This is a genomic window from Virgibacillus siamensis, from assembly GCF_900162695.1.
GTDB classification, from domain to species: Bacteria; Bacillota; Bacilli; order Bacillales; family Amphibacillaceae; genus Lentibacillus; species Lentibacillus siamensis_A.
In genome coordinates, this window is sequence record NZ_FUIH01000007.1 from 2,376,241 (window position 1) to 2,393,554 (window position 17,314).

The following is a 17,314-nucleotide window of genomic DNA, read 5'->3' on the forward strand; positions in this document are numbered from 1 at the left end:
TCTCCTCCTGTATCACGCTGATTCTGAATTTGCATCCGAATTCGTTGTGTTTTGTTTTTGAAAATAGTTCTTTGCTGCAATTTTTACAAATGGCACATACATTACGACAGCAATTGCAAAGTTAACGGCAGCAAGCATCGCACCGCGCCAGGAACCTGTTGCCAAAAATCCACCAATGACAGGCGGCGTTGTCCACGGAATAAACGCAACCGTCTTCGGCACAAGTCCAATTGAAATAACAATATAACTGAATGTAGTCAAAACAACAGGTGTTAAAATAAATGGAATAAATAAAATTGGGTTCAATACAACCGGAAATCCAAACAAAATCGGTTCATTTATGTTAAACAATCCCGGTGCCACAGATAACTTCGAAACCTGGTAATAGTGTTTATGACTCCTTGCAGCAATAAATACTGCTGTAATCAGGGCAAGTGTCGCCCCCGTTCCGCCCAGATACATAAACGCATCGAAAAACGGTTTAGTCACGATATACGGAATCGCCTCACCTGTCTTAAATGCCTCCGCATTTGCCTCAATTGCCGGTAAATAAACCGCCTGCATGATCGGTTCCATCATGTTCGATCCATGCAGCCCAAAGAACCACAAGATATGAATTAATAATGCAATCAGAATAGCGGCAAATAGTGTATTGGACAAATGCGATATTGGTGCCTGAATAAGTTCGTAAAACCATTGATGAATATCCGGAATATCAATTGCCAATAAAATCACTTCAACAAGTGCGAATACGGACAGTGTTATCATCGATGGAAAAAGAGAGGAAAACGATTTGGAAACTGCCGGCGGTACCCCTTCAGGCATATTGATCTGCAATCGTTTATTCCCCAGCAGACGTATGAAAATTTCCGTAGATACAAGTGCTGTAATAATTGCGATAAACAATCCTTGTGCCCCTGCCCAAATAATCGGCAGTCCGGCACCCTCGGCAATTGGCTGCATAATGATGACAAGCGATGCCACCGATACAATCCCGGACGACAGCGCATCCTTATCATATGACCTGGCCAGCTGATAGGCTATTGTAAACGCCACCAAAATTGATATGACTTGAAATGTGCCTTCCCATAAATTCCCGCCAAATTTCTTCCAAATATCTCCCCCAAATATGGAAGTCAGGAAATCCTGATACGGTGCAATCGGCAAATTATTAATCAGGACCGCCATCGATCCTAAAATCATTAAAGGCATTATTGTTACAAAACCATCACGGATTGCAACAAGATGCCGTTGTGAACCAATTCTGGATGCAACAGGTACAAAATGTCTTTCCATAAACTCAATAAATCTGTTCATCTCATACACCCGCCTCTACTTATTTGATAGTGTTTCCAACGCCTTCTCCAGTACTTTACCGCCATGAAGCATACCGTAGTCAACACTTTCAATCACCTGAACCGGCACATTGTAACCAGCAAGCCGCTTTTCCAATTTTCCTTTTAAAAAACGTACTTGCGGTCCAAGCAGCAAAATATCAATCGAATCAAAGTGATTGCTTGCCTCTGCTTCGGATACAGCAAAAATTTTAATTTCCTCTCCCTTTTCTGCAGCTGCTTTCTCCATTTTGGTTACGAGTAAACTTGTTGACATACCCGCTGAGCAAACCAACATAATATTTTTCATCTTATTCGACCCCTTCCTTAACATTTTTCTGATTAAATTGCGGTAAATGATCCTGATGCGCTTCCAGCAGTTCATCGAGCAAAACTTTACTGTCCCTCTCATCTGCAACTAATGGATTCATAACCATTGCGGCATAGGCATCATGGTAACTTCCGGTGACACCCGCCTGGATTACCAATTCCTCAAAGCTTTTCATTTGACTGATGATTCCACGTATCATATATGGCAACGGCCCTGAAGCAATCGGCCGCGGACCGTGCTTCGTAATCACACTGTTGACCTCAATGACACATTCATCCGGTAAATCCGGCAGTGCCCCTTGATTGAGCGTATTCACCGTCTGTACATCTTCCCTGTCATTATAGATGGAATCCATTAAACTGCAGGCTACATCACTGTAATAAGCACCCCCTCTTTCCTCTAGTTCTTTCGGTTTCTCTGTTAATTCCGGATTTTTATATAAATCAAATAAAGCCTTCTCCAGCTTCTTCACTACCTCCGCCCGGGTTCCATTTTCCCGAAAAGCGGTTAAATCTTTTACCAGTACATCTTTTGTCTGGAAGTAATATTGATGGTAAGGATTTGGCAGTAATTCAACCGACTCGATAAATGTCTTGGACCACCCAAGGCTGACAATATTGGCAGGCGAATAATCAATTTTTTCTTCGGCCAAATTATGCAGCACTTCCGCAGTCCGATCAATCCCTTTCACAAACACCTTTTTTCCGAATACAAAATGATTCATGCCCAAAAACTCAATCTTGACATCATCAGGCGGTACATTCAGAATTTCAGCAGTGGAATGCCGCATATTGAACGGAATATTACAGACGCCGATTACCCGTCTATGCGGTGAATGCTTCAGCAGCGCCTCCGTAATAATTCCGGCCGGGTTGGTAAAGTTGATAATCCATGCATCCGGACAAACTTCATGCACATCTGCGGCAATATCAAGTAATACAGGTATTGTCCGGAACGCCTTGAAAATTCCTCCCGCACCATTAGTTTCCTGACCGATATAGCCATGACTGAGCGGAATCCGTTCATCTTTCTCCCGTGCTGCCAATCCACCAACCCGAATTTGGGTGGAAACAAAGTCAGCCCCCTGCAATGCTTTTTTCCGGTCAAGTGTGCATGAAAGATTAATAGGTTTTCCTGACTTTTCAATCATCCGTTCGGCCAATCTGCCGACAATGTCCAGCTTTTCTTTTCCCGGCTCAATATCGACAAGGACAACATCTGTTACCGGAAATGAATCATGCCGTTTAATAATACCTTCCATTATTTCTGGCGTATAACTGGACCCTCCACCAATAATAACCACCTTCAATGACATATTGGTTCCATCTCCTTTACGCTAAAACGCTTTCAAAATTATCTTACTATTACACTAAAAATGTACCATACAAATAAGTCAATGTCCAGACAATATTTAAATTTGTTATTACAAATATAATTCATTTGTTATTACCTTGATAATATTGTAAAATTTATAATATACAAATTGAAGGAGTACGTCATGGATAAAAAACAAGCATTACACGCCTATATCAAAGAGGAACTGCTTAAGAGGATTAAGTCCGGAGAATACAAAGTCGGCGAGAAAATCCCAACCGAACATGAACTATGCCAGACATTCAATACAAGCCGGACCACTATCCGTACTGCGTTAAACCAGCTGACGCTTGAGGGATATCTAACAAGACAGCAAGGAAGCGGCACATTTGTAGCTGACAAAAAGGTAAAACAAACCCTTTCCAATACCGTTCACCGATACAGTGACCAGGTAAAGGTCCAAGGAAAGAAACCCGAAATTTCATTACTCAGCATATCAGTTATTCCGGCTGACGATGTGCTGCAAGAAACACTTCCTGTCCATACAAATGACCCCATACAGCGCATTGAACGGGTCCGGAAAGCAAATGATGAACCGACACAATATGAAATTTCCTTTATTCCTTGGAGCATCGCCCCAGGAATTACACAACACCATGCCGAGACATCTCTGTATCGAACATTAAAGGAAACGTTTCATATTCACGTTGCCAAAACAACTGAACACATTGAAATCACGCTTGCCGACGAAAGGCTAAGCACCCATTTGAAATGCGAACCGGGTCTGCCATGTTTTTATATTGAAACAGTTGCTGAGGATTCGACTGGCAAAAAAGTCGAATATTCCCGGTCTTATTTTCGGGGAGACAAAACCAATTTTATGATTGAGCGTAACTACCCACACCGGGAGGAAGAGTAATGAAGGTACTGTTTAATGCCGATGATTTCGGTTTAACAAAGGGAATAACTGATGGAATCATCAAAGCACATCTTGATGGTGCAGTGAACTCAACGACTATGATGATGAATGGAAATGCTGTTAATTATGCCGTTCAACAGGCAAAAAAGACTCCCACATTAAAAACTGGAATTCACCTTGTCTTAACTTGGGGAAAGCCAATCAGCGCATCTGTCCCCGGGTTAATCGCAAATGATGGTAATTTTAAATACAATAATACATTTGCAGACATGGAGCCGCCGAACCCGCCCGAAGTGGAAAAAGAGTGGCGGGCACAAATTGAAGCTTTTTTAAAAACCGGACTGACACTCCACCACATTGACAGTCATCACCATGTACATGGATGGCTTCCTTTAAAAGAAACTATCCGGAAGCTCGCAACTGAATATGGTGTGCCAGTACGCTATACAGATACCCTCCAGGATGACCCGGATTTGCTATTGACTGAAAAACTATGGCTGGAATTTTATGGGGCAGGAGTGAATGACCAGATATTTGAAGATCTGAAGTATTTGGAGGCGAAATCAGTAGAAGTTATGACACATCCAGCTTTTTTGGATGAAGAATTAATGTCAGTAAGTTCCTATCATCAAAAGCGAAAAGAGGAACTGGATATATTATGCAGCTTAAATATACCGGATTGGGTTGAGAGGCATGATGGACTTAAATAGAAGAGGGCGCCACTTAGGCACCCTCTTCTATTATGGCTTCATCACAAATCACAATCGCAGCTCTTCATTGTACTTATTTTTTACATAACTTAGATGCTGCATTGTATAAAATTTCAACAGCTGGTAAAAGTGTCTCTTCGTTAATATCAAATTTTTCATTATGATGACCCGCAGCTAAGTCTGTCCCAAATATACAGTATGTTCCGTAACCACCCTGCCTTTGAACAGCATCAATAAAAAATGTTGCGTCTTCCGATCCCGCACTTTCATTACTTTCAAGAGCTCCTGTCAGACCAGCATTCACTGTGCTTTCATGAACAACGGCAGCAAGTTCATTTGAACATGTACAGCTAATCCCTTCTCCGACAAGTTCCATATCATAATCCACCCCATACATTGCTGCTGCTCCAGACACAATGGACTTTGCCTGTTGTTTTACAAAGTCGTTGATTTCGGAAGTCTCTCCACGGGTTTCCACTTTTAATGCTGCTTTATCCGGAATAACGTTCCTTCCGCTTCCTGCATGCATCTCTCCAACATTAACCCTGCTTACACCTTTGGAGTGACGAGGAATGGCACTAAGGTTAAGAGCAATGTTGGCTGCTGCTAGTAAAGCGTTTTTCCCCTGTTCCGGATTTCCGCCGGCATGTGATGCAACACCTGTAAACGAAACGTCCAGCTTGGATGTCGCCAAAAAACCATTATTTGCAGCCACCACATGCATATATGGAACCCCAGTACCAATATGTGATGCAATTAAATAATCAACATCAGATACAACACCCGCCTCAACCATTGACCTGGCACCACGCGTTCCCTCTTCCGCCGGTTGAAATATTAATTTAAATTTCCCCTGTAATGATTCTTGGTTTTCCGCGAGCAGTGCAGCCAGCCCAAGTCCTATTGATGTATGGGCATCATGACCGCAAGCATGCATATTATCATTTACGGAACGGAACCCTTTTTGCAAAGGGATATGGTTTTCACTAGTCGATTCATAAATCGGAAGGGCATCCATATCAACCCGAAAAGCAACAGTGGGACCGTTTTTTCCGGTATCCAATGTAGCCACGATTCCGGTATAACCCTCCGAAAAATAGTCCAGGTAATTTGTATTTGCACCATTCTCTTTTGCCCATGCCAGATGTTTTTTTGTTTCCTCTTCATTCGGCTTACCCATGCAATGATCTGCAGACATAACTTCTTTTCCCATTTTCAATTCAAGTCCATAGCTTTCCAAAATTCCCGCCGCAATTGATGCAGTACGCATTTCCAAAAAACCGGTTTCCGGGTATTGGTGAAAATCTCTTCTCCACTCGATTATTTTTTTCGCTAATGTATCGTTTTGCATGATATTTTCCTCCTGATAAATGATTACCTACATATACGTATGGACACCAGGTCCATAAGGCAGACCTGTGAAGTAAAAGATTAGCAGCAAGACAATCCATGAAAGCAGGAATGTTATGGAATATGGCAGCATTAGTGAAATATAGCTTCCTATATTCGTATTCTTATCATACTTGCGCATAAACGCAAGAATAATAACCATGTAAGGAAACAATGGTGTTACAATGTTCATCGATGAATCGGCAATACGATAGGCAACTTGCGTAAATGCAGGATCATACCCCAACTGCATAAACATTGGGACAAATATTGGTGCCTCGATTGCCCACTTTGCTGAACCGGATGTAATTAAAAAGTTCATTAAACCGGTAAAAATGACATAGCCGATGATTAATCCAATACCCGTAAACTCAATATCTTTCAGAAACTCTGCACCATTAACAGCTACCCATGTACCTAAATTGGACCAATTAAAAAAGGCGATGAACTGTGCGATAGCAAATACGAGTACAATATAGTTAGCCATATCTTTCATAGATTCTGCCATATAATCACTGACATCTTTACTCGTTTTAATCTTCTTAACCGTTATACCAAAAGTGACCCCAATAATAATAAAGAATACAAAGATGATTGGGACAATTCCTTCCAGCAATGGAGATGGCACGATTCCACCTTCATCATTTCGTAATGGACTATTCGGTAAAAATACAGTAATGGCAATAATTGCAATATATACTAATCCCGCAATCAATGCATTGATAAAACCTTTTTTCGCATTCGGAAGTTCCTCACTGTCTTCCGCCTCCACTTCATCCCCTTCATATTTGCCTAACCGTGGTTCGATAAATTTAGTAGTTACAATCCCGCCAACAATCGTTAGCATAAAAACAGATACAATATTGAAATACCAGTTATCTACTGGGGTTACAGTTGCAGAATCACTAATTAATTGGGCAGCCTCCGTTGATATTCCGGCCAACAAAGCATCCGTTCCCGCGATAAATAGGTTTGCTGTAAAACCGGCACCAGCCCCAGCGAAACCGGCAGCCAGACCCGCCAATGGATGTCTTCCTACTTTATAGAAAACCAAAGCACCCAAAGGAGGGATTAACACAACTGCAGCGTCGGATGCAAGATTACCCATTATACCCACAAATACTACGGTATACGTCAGTAAGAATGGCGGTGATTTTAAAATGGTTTTTCGAATGGCATAATCCAATAGTCCAACTTTTTCAGCTAATCCAATCCCCAACATCATGACCAATACAAGTCCTAAAGGAGCAAAGCCGGTGAAATTCTCCAACATCGATGTAAGAATAAATTGCAATCCATCACCAGAGAGCAGATTCTTAATCGGTACTTCTTCCCCGCTCCCCGGATGAACAACAGAAGCTCCAGTAAGGTTGAGCAAATAAGATACAATAACCATTAAAAATGCCAAACCGATAAACAACACAAATGGATCAGGTAATTTATTTCCAACACGTTCTACAATGTCTAAAAATCTTTGAAACAGGCCTTTTTTGTTTTTCATCAAATCCCTCACTTATGAAAATAGATTGTTAACGTTCATTCAGTTTAGAAGGACGTACACCTTCTGGAATGGGATTGGTGTAGTCATGTTTGTTTCGAAAGGCTTGAAATTCCTTTTTAACATTATTCAAATCTTCTTCTGATTCAAATAAGGTAATTCCTGTTAATGCCATACTTCCGGCAGCCCGCAGCATTCCTCGGTTTGCAAAGCTGCTCAGCCCTTGTGACGTCATTTGCCACGTGTGCAACGCAGTGCCTAATGTTGATGTTGCAGAAGTTAATTGCGCTGTTGGCACAACCCAGCTGACATCAGCCACATCAGTAGATCCCGCCAAAATATTTTTTGATTCATAATATGGGGAGATTGTATCTGCCAAATATTTACCGTCAAATTCACTTCCATCACCGTAATAACCGAAACCAGTCATCGGATCCAAAAAGTTCTCCCTTTCCAACTCGTTGAATGTGGACCATATCTCCTTGGCAAATTCTTTCTCGCTCCCCGTTGGATTCCCCGTGCCGATGTCTTTTAAGTTTTTATATAGTATTTTCTCCAGGCTGCGATTTTGAATATAGTTGGAACATGCTTTGTCAAACTCAATCGTTACTTCCGTTTCCGTCATCATAGCAGCACCTTCAGCAATTTTCTTTATTCGTTTATACATCCCATCAACCTGTTGTACTTTTGGTGCACGAATCAAATACAGAACCTCAGCATTTGCCTGGACAACATTTGGAGAGATACCTCCCGTATTTGTTACGGCATAATGGATACGTGCTTCTGGAATAACGTGTTCGCGCATATAGTTAACACCGACATTCATTAGCTCCACAGCATCCAGCGCGCTCCTTCCCAGGTGTGGAACATTGGCAGCATGGGCGGCTGTACCTTTAAACCGGAAAAATATTTGATAGTTTGCCAGACTTGATAGGCTCATAATCGCATTCGCCGGCGAAGGGTGCCAAGTCAGAGCAGCATCTACGCCTTCAAATACTCTTTCACGAACCATAAATGTTTTCCCGGAACCACCTTCTTCTCCAGGGCAGCCGAAAAACTTCACAGTACCGGGAAGATTGTTCTCTTCAAGATACTTTTTGACGGCACAGGCACTTGCAAATGCTCCTGTTCCTAAGAGGTTATGCCCACATCCATGACCAACATCGTGTTCCATTGGCTTATAAGACGTTTTATTTGGTTCTTGACTTAACCCGGATAATGCATCAAATTCGCCCAAAAATCCAATGACAGGGCCTCCCGATCCGTAAGTTGCCGTAAAAGCAGTTTCAATATTGGCAACATTCTGTTTCACTATAAATCCCTGCTTTTCACATTCCTTCGCCAAAAATTCAGATGAAGTGTATTCTTCAAATCTCGTTTCAGGATGATGATAGATAAAAGAACTTACTTCTTTAAAATAGGACTCATGATCTTTTAAATACTGTTCTACAAACGTTTTCATTTTTTTATTCCTCCATATAGACTTCATGCTGCACTACTGTATTGATTCTGTTTGAAGGTATTCCGACATTACCTTCGTTCCGTTTATAAGATTGCTTACTTCTGTATACTCCAAGGCTTTGTGGCCTAAATTTGGTTAATTCAACCACGTAAATTTGCCAATAACTCCACTACCTCATTTTCATCAAAATTAATAATTATGGAGAAAACAGAATGTTCTCTGTAAACTGGTACATAATTTTGGGTCTGCCTTTTTGTTTGGAATAGGCCGTTCCGCATTTTTCAATGACTTTGGCGTTTTCTAAATTCTTTAAAATCCTTCTGCCATTCCTGTCCGTACTTTGTAACCACCTGGAAATATCCTGTGATGTAAATGCCTGTTTATTGTATTTATGGGAATACATGATAAGTCGAACAGCATCCCTAATATTTATTGTTTCACCATACTTTTCCATCAGTACCTGCTCAATATATTTCAAATCGAGCAAAGCGCTTTCATCGCTCGGATATTTAATAGTCGCTGCCTGTTGTTCATTAATGACCAGGATATGCGGCCGTTCGTCCTGTTTCATTTCATTTAAACCATAACGAACGTTTCGCTCAGCATGGGATACATTCTCGCCATAACCAATAACGACTCCAATGGACAACTTATCCCGTACCATAAATTCATGGATGAATTGAAAAAGACTTTTTTCAGACTCATCATCTATTTCGCCTTTAGTAGTAAAAATAAAGTGCAATCCATCACCGACATCCACAAAGGATCCATTCATTTCCTCTGTAAGATGCATCAGCGCTTTCTTAATATCCAGCTCGTGGTGTTTCCACCTAAATAAATCATAAGCTTCATCTTCTGAAATTTCGTTCACAATTTTACATCCAACTACTGCCATCTGCATGCTCTCATACCGATTTGCCTGTGCACGTTCACACAACAGTTGAATGGTCAATTTAATGGATATATAGGAAGGTGTCAGTCGGTATGCCGGAATCCCTTCCGTTTTTAAAGCATCATACGTTGATTTAAGAGCGGTAATGGCAACTTCTGTTTTACCTTTTTCGTAAAGCGTTTTATGAAACTTTGTTAATTTAGCCAGGGTGTCATAACCCTCATAAGGCTCATTATAGTAAGTCAAAGCATCTAGATTATAAAATGCCATCACTTTGGACATTTCCTCATTGGTTATCGCATCAATGCTAATATTTCGAAAAATCTTCCCCTGATTTAGCTGCGCATCCATTAAAATACCGAAAAAACTCGAACCATGAAGTGTAGGATAGCTTCCTTCCCCTGCAGTAATGTACTTCCGCTCTATAGCCAGCGAATAATTCATAATTCCGGAAAACAGCCACTGATCAACCAATAATCTATTTTGCTTCAGAATTGATTTAATTTCACTTACTTCCTGATAAATAAAGGGCTTAAATTCAATTTCCGGAAAATCATCAGCAACCTTTAATATGCGGCCAACTGACTCCCTCGGTCCAATAACCCCAATCGTGATATGCAACATTCATCACCACCTTATGAAATTTTCTGCTCACTCCCCCTTTTTTATATTTAAGGAATTTATCCTTTATTATTCCTTAAATGCATATTACTAAAAATATTCAGTTATGTCTATATTTTTTCAACTCTTAGAAATCATTTTTTTCCATCCTTTTTTGGTACCTGTTTAAACACAAAAAAAGACTTATCCTTCAAGTCACAAATGACCTTTTGGATTAGCCTTTTTTGAAAAAATGGTTTTTATGAATTGGTTACCCGATTGCCGGGACAGGGATCACTTACTTCTCCCTTATCACCCCTGCAAATCCTCAATAAACGTCTTCAAAACTTGAATCGCCTTCACACAATCGTTTAATTCCGACCACTCCGCCGGATTATGACTAATGCCATCTTTACTTTGAACAAACAGCATGGCAATTGGCAATTCCGTTCCGACAATCATTGCATCGTGTCCCGCTCCGCTTGGCAACTTGAAACACTCCATATTATTACCTTCGAAAGCTCTTTCCAAGTCTTTTTGTATTGTCTTCTTCACCGGAACCGGAGCAACACGTGTCTTTTCTTGTGTATCCAAGGCAACCTCATATGTTTTTGCAATACTTGTTGCAATCTTTAGCGTTTCATTGACTAGCCGATCCCTTGTTTCAGTATGAATATCCCGGATATCAACGTACAGCGTGACTTTTCCAGGAATTACATTAACCCCGTTTGGTTCCACAAATTGTTTCCCTACAGTTGCAACAGCGGAATCACTAATCGTTGCAGGTAATTTATTTACCTCAACAATAAATTCACTGGCAGCAACCAGTGCATCATGCCGGTCATTCATTGGGGTGTTCCCTGCATGACCTGCCTTCCCTTCAAAAGTTAGTTCGAGCCAGCAGGGTCCGGCAATACCGGTTACAATGCCACACGGAAGTCCTTTTTTCTCAAGGCGCTTTCCCTGCTCAATATGTACTTCAATGAACATTTCAATGTCAGTTGGATTACGCTTGGCATTTGAATAACTGTCCACACTCAAATCAATATCTTCCAATACTTCGGAAAAACTCCAACCATTTTGGTCGTGAAACTTTTTCTTTTCTTCCAAATTGCCTTTACCCATCATCGCTTCACTGCCATTCAGACCACCGCTGAACCGGGAACCTTCCTCATCGGAAAAAATCACCACTTCAAAAGGTTTATTCGGATGATACCCGGTTTCCCTCCATGCCTCGGCAACCTCCAGCGCTGCCAACACACCTAATGGCCCGTCGAAATGACCGCCATTAGGCACACTGTCAACATGGGAACCACTCAAAATTGCCGGAACATTGGAATGCTTTCCTTCCAGACGTCCAAACACATTACCGGCACCATCTGTATGTACGTCCAAACCAGCTTCCCGCATCCAGCCAGCAACCAGATCCTTTGCCCTCTTTTCTCCTTTTGAAAACCCTGGACGGTTGGAACCGTTATCCTTGGTCAGTCCAATTTTTGCTATTTCATGCAGACGATTGGCCAGCCTTTCGCCATATATACCGTTTCCATCATTACCATCGTCATATGATTTAAGCAGCTCCGCACACAAATCGTTCACCATTATGATTACCCTCCTGTACATAAAAATAAAAGGAAACATGCCCAATACAAGACACATTTCCTTATAACGTATTTATTCCAACACGTTTTTTTCAATCTTTCCGTTTTTCACGACAACCTGGATTGTATCATTATCCGCTAACGCATGAATATCATCTAATGGATTCCCCTGCACTACCACAACATCGGCAAGTTTTCCTTCCTCGAGCGTCCCAATGTCACTTTCCCAGCCAAGACATTCTGCAGCTGTTTTTGTTGAAGCAACAATTGATTCCATTGGTGTCATCCCAATGTCTGTCATCAGACCCAGTTCGCGAAGATTCGTACCATGTTTCATCACACCGGCATCGGTCCCCATCGCAATTTTGACTCCGGCCTCATGCGCTTTTGCAATACTTGCTTTATGATATTCAATTACCTCTTTTGATTTTTCAACTGCTGTATCCGGCATCCCTTTTTCGTTTGCCGTTTCAAGCACCGCTACCGGGGCAAGCAATGTCGGCACCAGAAATGTCCCATTCTCCAGCATCATCTCAATTGCTTCATCATCCAGAAAAATACCATGTTCAATTGAGTGCACTCCTGCTTTTACCGCATTTTTAATCCCTTCCGCACCTTGGGCATGCGCCATTACTTTAACACCTTTTCGGAACTTACCCTCCTGAACAATTGTTTGCAATTCCTCCGGTGAAAACTGTGTAAATTCCGGATGATCAGTTGCACTTAACACACCACCTGTTGCGTGTACCTTGATCACCTCTGCCCCTGCACGAAGCATTTCACGTGTTTTTTTCCGTACTTCTTCCACCCCATCACATTTTCCATGAGGCATGCCGGGATAACCCGAAGGAAGCAAGTCCTGTACACTTCCCGAAACAGTATAACCGTCTCCATGCCCTCCCGTTATTGTCAAAGCATTAATACTTAACTGGAGCCGCGGTCCGGAAATCAGACCTTCTTCCACAGCTTTTTTCACACCCAGATCGGTCCCCAATGCATCACGTACAGAAGTAACACCGGCATGCAGTGTATTTTTCAAATATTGCGCTGCCTGAAAATACATGAACGAGAATGGTGTCTCTAATCGCTGGGCAATTGGAGCAAATTCCATCATCATATGAACGTGCGAATCAATAATTCCCGGAAGAATTGTACCGCCTTTCGCATCCACAATCGATTCATCACCAGATACGGTATAGCCTTCTTCAGCGCCGGCATATACGATTTTATTTCCTTCGATTGCCACCAATGCCTGTTGCTTAGGCTCTCCACCGTTCCCGTCTATTAATAATCCATTTTTAATAATTGTTTTCCCCATTGATAACACTCCCATTTACAAAGTTTGAACTAGAATACCCGCTATAAGAACGGACACAATTGTCACGGTTGTAAAACCGCCAATTAACATTGGAGTTAGCAGTTCATTAAAAATTTGTTTTTCCTCTTCCTCATTCTCTGCAACACTCCGACTTACCTCTTCACACAAAATATAATCACCAGGAAAGCCGAACAACGCGGTTAATGCAACTGGCATTCCTTTATATGGATGCCAATTGACCAGTTTCGAGGTTAAATAGCCCCCAATACTAAGTCCGGCCGTTCCAAGCACCAATATCAAAATAATGCTTGGCAGATTCTCCAGTGCATCCTGTGGACTTACATTCCCCATCGTTCCAATAACAACGAAAATGATTGCAAGCATCGTAATCGTGAATGAATTCGCCCTTTCAAGAGATTTTTCCTCAAATAAGCCGAGCTTCAGGCCAACTACACCAATTGCCAAACACCACAGACTGTAGTGAATCGGCGTAATTTCTCCTAGCGCAATACCAATGGATGCACCAACAAAGATGAAAAACAGCTTTAACGTTGCACTGGATTTCAGCGGGCTTACCTTTTTGGCACCCTTTTCTTCTTTTATCGTTGCTGCTGCCAGTTGATCCGCAGCAACATAGCTGCCATTATTCATCTCTTTTTTCATCTTCACCGCATATCGCCGCATAAAATTCATCGCAAGCGGCATTCCGAGAACTCCCTGAAATGCTACGATTAATGCAGGAATTACAACAAGACTGGAAAGACCCAGCTCAGTCAGTTTTTCCGATGTAACAATTAATGCTATGATACCGCCGCTTACCGGTCCAACACCAGCAACTGCCGTCGGATAGTCGTAAACCAATGGAACAATAATCAAAATCAGCGTCCCGGATACCAAAATACCACCTAAAGCAACAAGCACAGCCTTATACTGGCGCTTCAAAGTAGTAAAAGGTATGAGCGTACCCATATGCAAAATGGCCGGACCGACTAAAATAGCACCCAAAGCCGCAAACGTTGACTTCTCTAAGATATCTTCCGGAAAGATACCCGTCCATTTACAAACGAGGAATCCGACCATTGCTGTTAAAAGCATTGGTACTCTTGCCCTGGATATAATGGATAACCATTCACCCAGTGCGATTAACGCAAAAATGATAACTGTTGCTATAAGTGGATTGCTTAGCATAAAATTCCTCTCCCCCCCTTATTGAAAAAACCAAGCATATTAATATCAGAAGATACTAATAATTACGTGTTTACAATTATACATCAACACATCAATTAGCGATAAATGTGCTTGGCAATTTTCTTAAAATTCAATGGATAATAAAAATAATGTTACTAGATTATCATACATTTTTGATAAATGAAAGAATGCTATCCAAGTAATGTTAGTGTCATATTATACCATGGTTTTACATTGACAAAATCACCGTCCAGACAGCATAGTAAATATAAGAAAACCATCATAGAAAGGTAAATAACAATGGCTAAAAATGATACTCGATATAAAATTCTGGAAGCAGCTTCAAGTATTGTACAGGAAGACGGAATATTAGATTTAACCTTGGAAGCAGCGGCTGATCGGGCTGGTGTCAGTAAGGGCGGGCTGCTGTATCACTTTCCTTCCAAGGATGCGCTCATCGGGGGAATGGTTCAATATCTGATGGAGAATTACGCAGCCAGTATGCAGCAGGAAGCGGATCAGGATCCTGACGAAAAAGGGAGATGGACACGTGCTTTTATTAAAGAAACCTTTCAACAGAGCACACCATCAAAAAATATGGATGCCGGATTAATGGCAGCAGCAGCCTTCAATCCCGATTTGTTAAAACCGGTGCAGGATGCATATGAAAATTGGCAGCAAAAAATTGAAAATGATGGATTTGAACCAGTTAATGCCACCATCTTACGTCTTGCAGTGGACGGCCTCTGGTTTTCAGAAATTTTTGGACTGGCCCCCCTTGAAAAAAACAGGCGCGCTAAAGTTCTGGAAAGGCTGATTCAATTGACAAAGGAAAAATAAGCAATGGCTACAGCAATTTTGTCTCGTCCATTATTTCCTTCCCGAACACGAAAAGTGTCACAAGCGGCTGAAAATGAAAACCCCGTACCACCAAACATGGTACGGGAAATCCTTTCGACATATTACGGCAAATTCCGGGTGGTGCCAGAAACCTATATTTACCCCTTCTTCCCACTCAAAGCAATCCCTTCAACAAAGGCCTTTTGAAAAAATACAAATATAATAATAAGTGGCCAGGATGCCAAAAATGTTCCTGCCATTAAGAGTGGATAATTAGTGCTATACTGCCCCTGCAATGAAGCCAATCCTGCCGATAAAGGCATTTTCTCCGGTGAACTATTCACAATTAACGGCCATAATAAATCATTCCAAGACCAGATAATAGTAAATATCGCCAAGGCAATTAAACCCGGCTTTGCCAATGGAAGCATAATCCTCCAATAAATCTGGAAGTGATTACACCCATCCAGTTTAGCAGCTTCTTCCAGTTCATCAGGCATTGTCATAAAGAATTGCCTTAATAAAAATGTTCCAAACGCACTGAACAGTCCAGGCAGTACTAGAGCTGTTAATGTATTAAGCAAACCTAAATTTGCTATAATTTGATACTGCGGAATTAAAAAGGCCTGAGGAGGAACCATTAATACTGAAAGATAAAGTATAAAAAAGAAATTCCTTCCTGGAAACTTTATTCTCGCAAAGGCATAGGCAGCTAAAGAACAAAGGAATAATTGCCCTACTGTTTTTGCAACTGTTGTTATAAACGTATTCCAATAAAACCTTCCAAATGGCAATGATTCAAATACATCCTTGTAATTGCTCCATTGAAAATCAGATGGAAAAATGACAGGTGGTACATGGACGGCCTCTTCCAATGATTTTAAGGATGTTAACACCATCCATAAAAATGGTCCGAACATTAAAATCGAGCCTGAAATAAGCAAAATATGAATAACAAGTTTACGTGATTTGGACAGAGTATTCATTCAAAACACTCCCTTTAGCTATAGTGAACCCATTTCTTTTGCAACCTGAATTGTATAATTGTAAGCACTAAAATAACGATAAATAGGACAAACGCCATTGCCGCGGCTATTCCCTTATCACCTACTACAAAGGCATATTGATAAAATAAATAAATAATTGATTGGGCATTATCAATTGCTGGATTGGTTGGACTAACCATCATAAAAATAAAATCAAACACCTGGAATGCTCCAATGAACGATATAACGGTTACAAAAAAGATAGTAGGCGAAAGTAATGGCAAGGTAATTCGAAAAAATGTATAGAATACTCCAGCACCATCCAACGATGCAGATTCATAGAGAGATTTAGGAATACCTTGAAGCCCGGATAACAATATAACCATATTGGTACCAATAACACTCCATGCTCCAACTACTATAATGGATATAAGTACCCAATCCGGGTCAGTCAACCAACTGGGACCGTGAATAGAAAACCATCCCAAAATTTGATTGATAACACCATATTCGGAATTATATAGCCACTTCCAGATCATCCCGATTGCGGCGGGCATTGTAACAACAGGAAGAAAGTATAGTGTCCGGTACAGTGTTAACCCCTTTATTTTTTGATTTAACAAAACTGCTACTATTATCGAGACGGCAATACTAAGCGGAACCATTAAAAATGCGTATATAAATGTATTCCTGAATGAATACCAAACATCCGGGTCTTCAAGCATTTGACTATAATTTTCCAAACCTGACCAGGTGTAATTACCGAATGCCCCCCACTCATTAAAACTGTAATAAAAGGTCTGAAGTACCGGGAAAATGTAAAAGATTAATAGACCCAATAGGGTTGGGGCTATGAATAAATAGCCCCAAAAGATATCACTATTACGTATCTTATTAAAAATGTTATTATGTTCCATTGAATCACCCCGATG

At 41.1% G+C, this 17,314-nt stretch carries 15 protein-coding genes; 3 read left to right on the forward strand and 12 right to left on the reverse strand.

Features of this window, described 5'->3' with window-relative positions; genetic code table 11:
- Positions 1-12: 12 nt before the first annotated feature.
- Genes B1K71_RS15545 through B1K71_RS15555 form a run of 3 tightly spaced genes read right to left on the reverse strand, consistent with a single transcriptional unit; the run spans position 13 to position 2,980 of the window.
- Positions 13-1,317: a PTS sugar transporter subunit IIC gene (locus B1K71_RS15545; RefSeq protein WP_077328636.1), complete on the reverse strand. Its 1,305-nt coding sequence runs from the start codon at positions 1,315-1,317 to the stop codon at positions 13-15.
- Between the two features lie 15 nt (positions 1,318-1,332).
- Positions 1,333-1,644 (reverse strand): PTS sugar transporter subunit IIB, encoded by a 312-nt coding sequence (locus B1K71_RS15550; protein WP_077328638.1) that lies wholly within the window; start codon positions 1,642-1,644, stop codon positions 1,333-1,335.
- 1 nt (position 1,645) lies between these two features.
- A complete protein-coding gene (locus B1K71_RS15555; RefSeq protein WP_077328640.1) occupies positions 1,646-2,980 on the reverse strand; it encodes a 6-phospho-beta-glucosidase in 1,335 nt (444 codons plus the stop codon).
- A 183-nt stretch (positions 2,981-3,163) separates the two neighbouring features.
- Between B1K71_RS15555 and B1K71_RS15560 the strand changes: the two genes are divergently transcribed.
- Together B1K71_RS15560 and chbG are read left to right on the forward strand one after the other, a co-directional pair.
- Positions 3,164-3,898, forward strand: a complete 735-nt coding sequence (locus B1K71_RS15560; protein ID WP_077328642.1) for a GntR family transcriptional regulator — start codon at positions 3,164-3,166, stop codon at positions 3,896-3,898.
- The gene (chbG, locus tag B1K71_RS15565; RefSeq protein WP_077328644.1) at positions 3,898-4,608 is read left to right on the forward strand and encodes a chitin disaccharide deacetylase; all 711 of its coding nucleotides are present in this window, start codon (positions 3,898-3,900) and stop codon (positions 4,606-4,608) included. Before B1K71_RS15560 ends, chbG begins: the two co-directional genes overlap by 1 nt.
- A gap of 73 nt (positions 4,609-4,681) precedes the next feature.
- Here the strand turns inward: chbG and B1K71_RS15570 are convergent, their stop codons facing one another.
- From B1K71_RS15570 to B1K71_RS15600, 7 genes are all read right to left on the reverse strand, one after another.
- Positions 4,682-5,959 (reverse strand): amidohydrolase, encoded by a 1,278-nt coding sequence (locus B1K71_RS15570; RefSeq protein WP_077328646.1) that lies wholly within the window; start codon positions 5,957-5,959, stop codon positions 4,682-4,684.
- 27 nt (positions 5,960-5,986) lie between these two features.
- The gene (locus tag B1K71_RS15575) at positions 5,987-7,498 is read right to left on the reverse strand and encodes an AbgT family transporter (protein ID WP_077328648.1); all 1,512 of its coding nucleotides are present in this window, start codon (positions 7,496-7,498) and stop codon (positions 5,987-5,989) included.
- 28 nt (positions 7,499-7,526) lie between these two features.
- Complete coding sequence (locus B1K71_RS15580) at positions 7,527-8,957, reverse strand: M20 family metallopeptidase (protein WP_077328649.1); 1,431 nt, start codon at positions 8,955-8,957, stop codon at positions 7,527-7,529.
- Between the two features lie 196 nt (positions 8,958-9,153).
- On the reverse strand, positions 9,154-10,473 hold the full coding sequence (locus tag B1K71_RS15585) for a hypothetical protein (RefSeq protein WP_077328651.1): 1,320 nt from the start codon (positions 10,471-10,473) through the stop codon (positions 9,154-9,156).
- A 288-nt stretch (positions 10,474-10,761) separates the two neighbouring features.
- Positions 10,762-12,051, reverse strand: a complete 1,290-nt coding sequence (locus tag B1K71_RS15590) for a M20 family metallo-hydrolase (RefSeq protein WP_217697240.1) — start codon at positions 12,049-12,051, stop codon at positions 10,762-10,764.
- 72 nt (positions 12,052-12,123) lie between these two features.
- The gene (locus B1K71_RS15595; protein WP_077328653.1) at positions 12,124-13,368 is read right to left on the reverse strand and encodes a metal-dependent hydrolase family protein; all 1,245 of its coding nucleotides are present in this window, start codon (positions 13,366-13,368) and stop codon (positions 12,124-12,126) included.
- Between the two features lie 15 nt (positions 13,369-13,383).
- Entirely contained in the window at positions 13,384-14,556 is a 1,173-nt protein-coding gene (locus B1K71_RS15600) for a hypothetical protein (RefSeq protein ID WP_077328655.1), read from the reverse strand.
- Positions 14,557-14,856: 300 nt separating this feature from the next.
- Here B1K71_RS15600 and B1K71_RS15605 point away from each other — a divergent pair, with 300 nt between their 5' ends.
- Positions 14,857-15,396: a TetR/AcrR family transcriptional regulator gene (locus B1K71_RS15605; RefSeq protein WP_077328657.1), complete on the forward strand. Its 540-nt coding sequence runs from the start codon at positions 14,857-14,859 to the stop codon at positions 15,394-15,396.
- Positions 15,397-15,554: 158 nt separating this feature from the next.
- Here B1K71_RS15605 and B1K71_RS15610 read toward each other — a convergent pair whose 3' ends face one another.
- Together B1K71_RS15610 and B1K71_RS15615 are read right to left on the reverse strand one after the other, a co-directional pair.
- Positions 15,555-16,382, reverse strand: a complete 828-nt coding sequence (locus B1K71_RS15610; protein WP_077328658.1) for a carbohydrate ABC transporter permease — start codon at positions 16,380-16,382, stop codon at positions 15,555-15,557.
- A gap of 14 nt (positions 16,383-16,396) precedes the next feature.
- Positions 16,397-17,299 carry a carbohydrate ABC transporter permease gene (locus tag B1K71_RS15615; protein ID WP_077328660.1) on the reverse strand — a complete coding sequence of 301 codons (903 nt, stop codon included), beginning with the start codon at positions 17,297-17,299 and terminating at the stop codon, positions 16,397-16,399.
- Positions 17,300-17,314: the final 15 nt, after the last annotated feature.

Coding starts and splice junctions, on each gene's coding strand:
- B1K71_RS15615 (WP_077328660.1), bottom strand. CDS start 17,299: ATGGAACATAATAACATTTTTAATAAGATACGTAATAGTGATATCTTT.
- B1K71_RS15545 (WP_077328636.1), bottom strand. CDS start 1,317: ATGAACAGATTTATTGAGTTTATGGAAAGACATTTTGTACCTGTTGCA.
- chbG (WP_077328644.1), top strand. CDS start 3,898: ATGAAGGTACTGTTTAATGCCGATGATTTCGGTTTAACAAAGGGAATA.
- B1K71_RS15555 (WP_077328640.1), bottom strand. CDS start 2,980: ATGTCATTGAAGGTGGTTATTATTGGTGGAGGGTCCAGTTATACGCCA.
- B1K71_RS15610 (WP_077328658.1), bottom strand. CDS start 16,382: ATGAATACTCTGTCCAAATCACGTAAACTTGTTATTCATATTTTGCTT.
- B1K71_RS15550 (WP_077328638.1), bottom strand. CDS start 1,644: ATGAAAAATATTATGTTGGTTTGCTCAGCGGGTATGTCAACAAGTTTA.
- B1K71_RS15590 (WP_217697240.1), bottom strand. CDS start 12,051: ATGGTGAACGATTTGTGTGCGGAGCTGCTTAAATCATATGACGATGGT.
- B1K71_RS15605 (WP_077328657.1), top strand. CDS start 14,857: ATGGCTAAAAATGATACTCGATATAAAATTCTGGAAGCAGCTTCAAGT.
- B1K71_RS15575 (WP_077328648.1), bottom strand. CDS start 7,498: ATGAAAAACAAAAAAGGCCTGTTTCAAAGATTTTTAGACATTGTAGAA.
- B1K71_RS15580 (WP_077328649.1), bottom strand. CDS start 8,957: ATGAAAACGTTTGTAGAACAGTATTTAAAAGATCATGAGTCCTATTTT.
- B1K71_RS15600 (WP_077328655.1), bottom strand. CDS start 14,556: ATGCTAAGCAATCCACTTATAGCAACAGTTATCATTTTTGCGTTAATC.
- B1K71_RS15570 (WP_077328646.1), bottom strand. CDS start 5,959: ATGCAAAACGATACATTAGCGAAAAAAATAATCGAGTGGAGAAGAGAT.
- B1K71_RS15595 (WP_077328653.1), bottom strand. CDS start 13,368: ATGGGGAAAACAATTATTAAAAATGGATTATTAATAGACGGGAACGGT.
- B1K71_RS15585 (WP_077328651.1), bottom strand. CDS start 10,473: ATGTTGCATATCACGATTGGGGTTATTGGACCGAGGGAGTCAGTTGGC.
- B1K71_RS15560 (WP_077328642.1), top strand. CDS start 3,164: ATGGATAAAAAACAAGCATTACACGCCTATATCAAAGAGGAACTGCTT.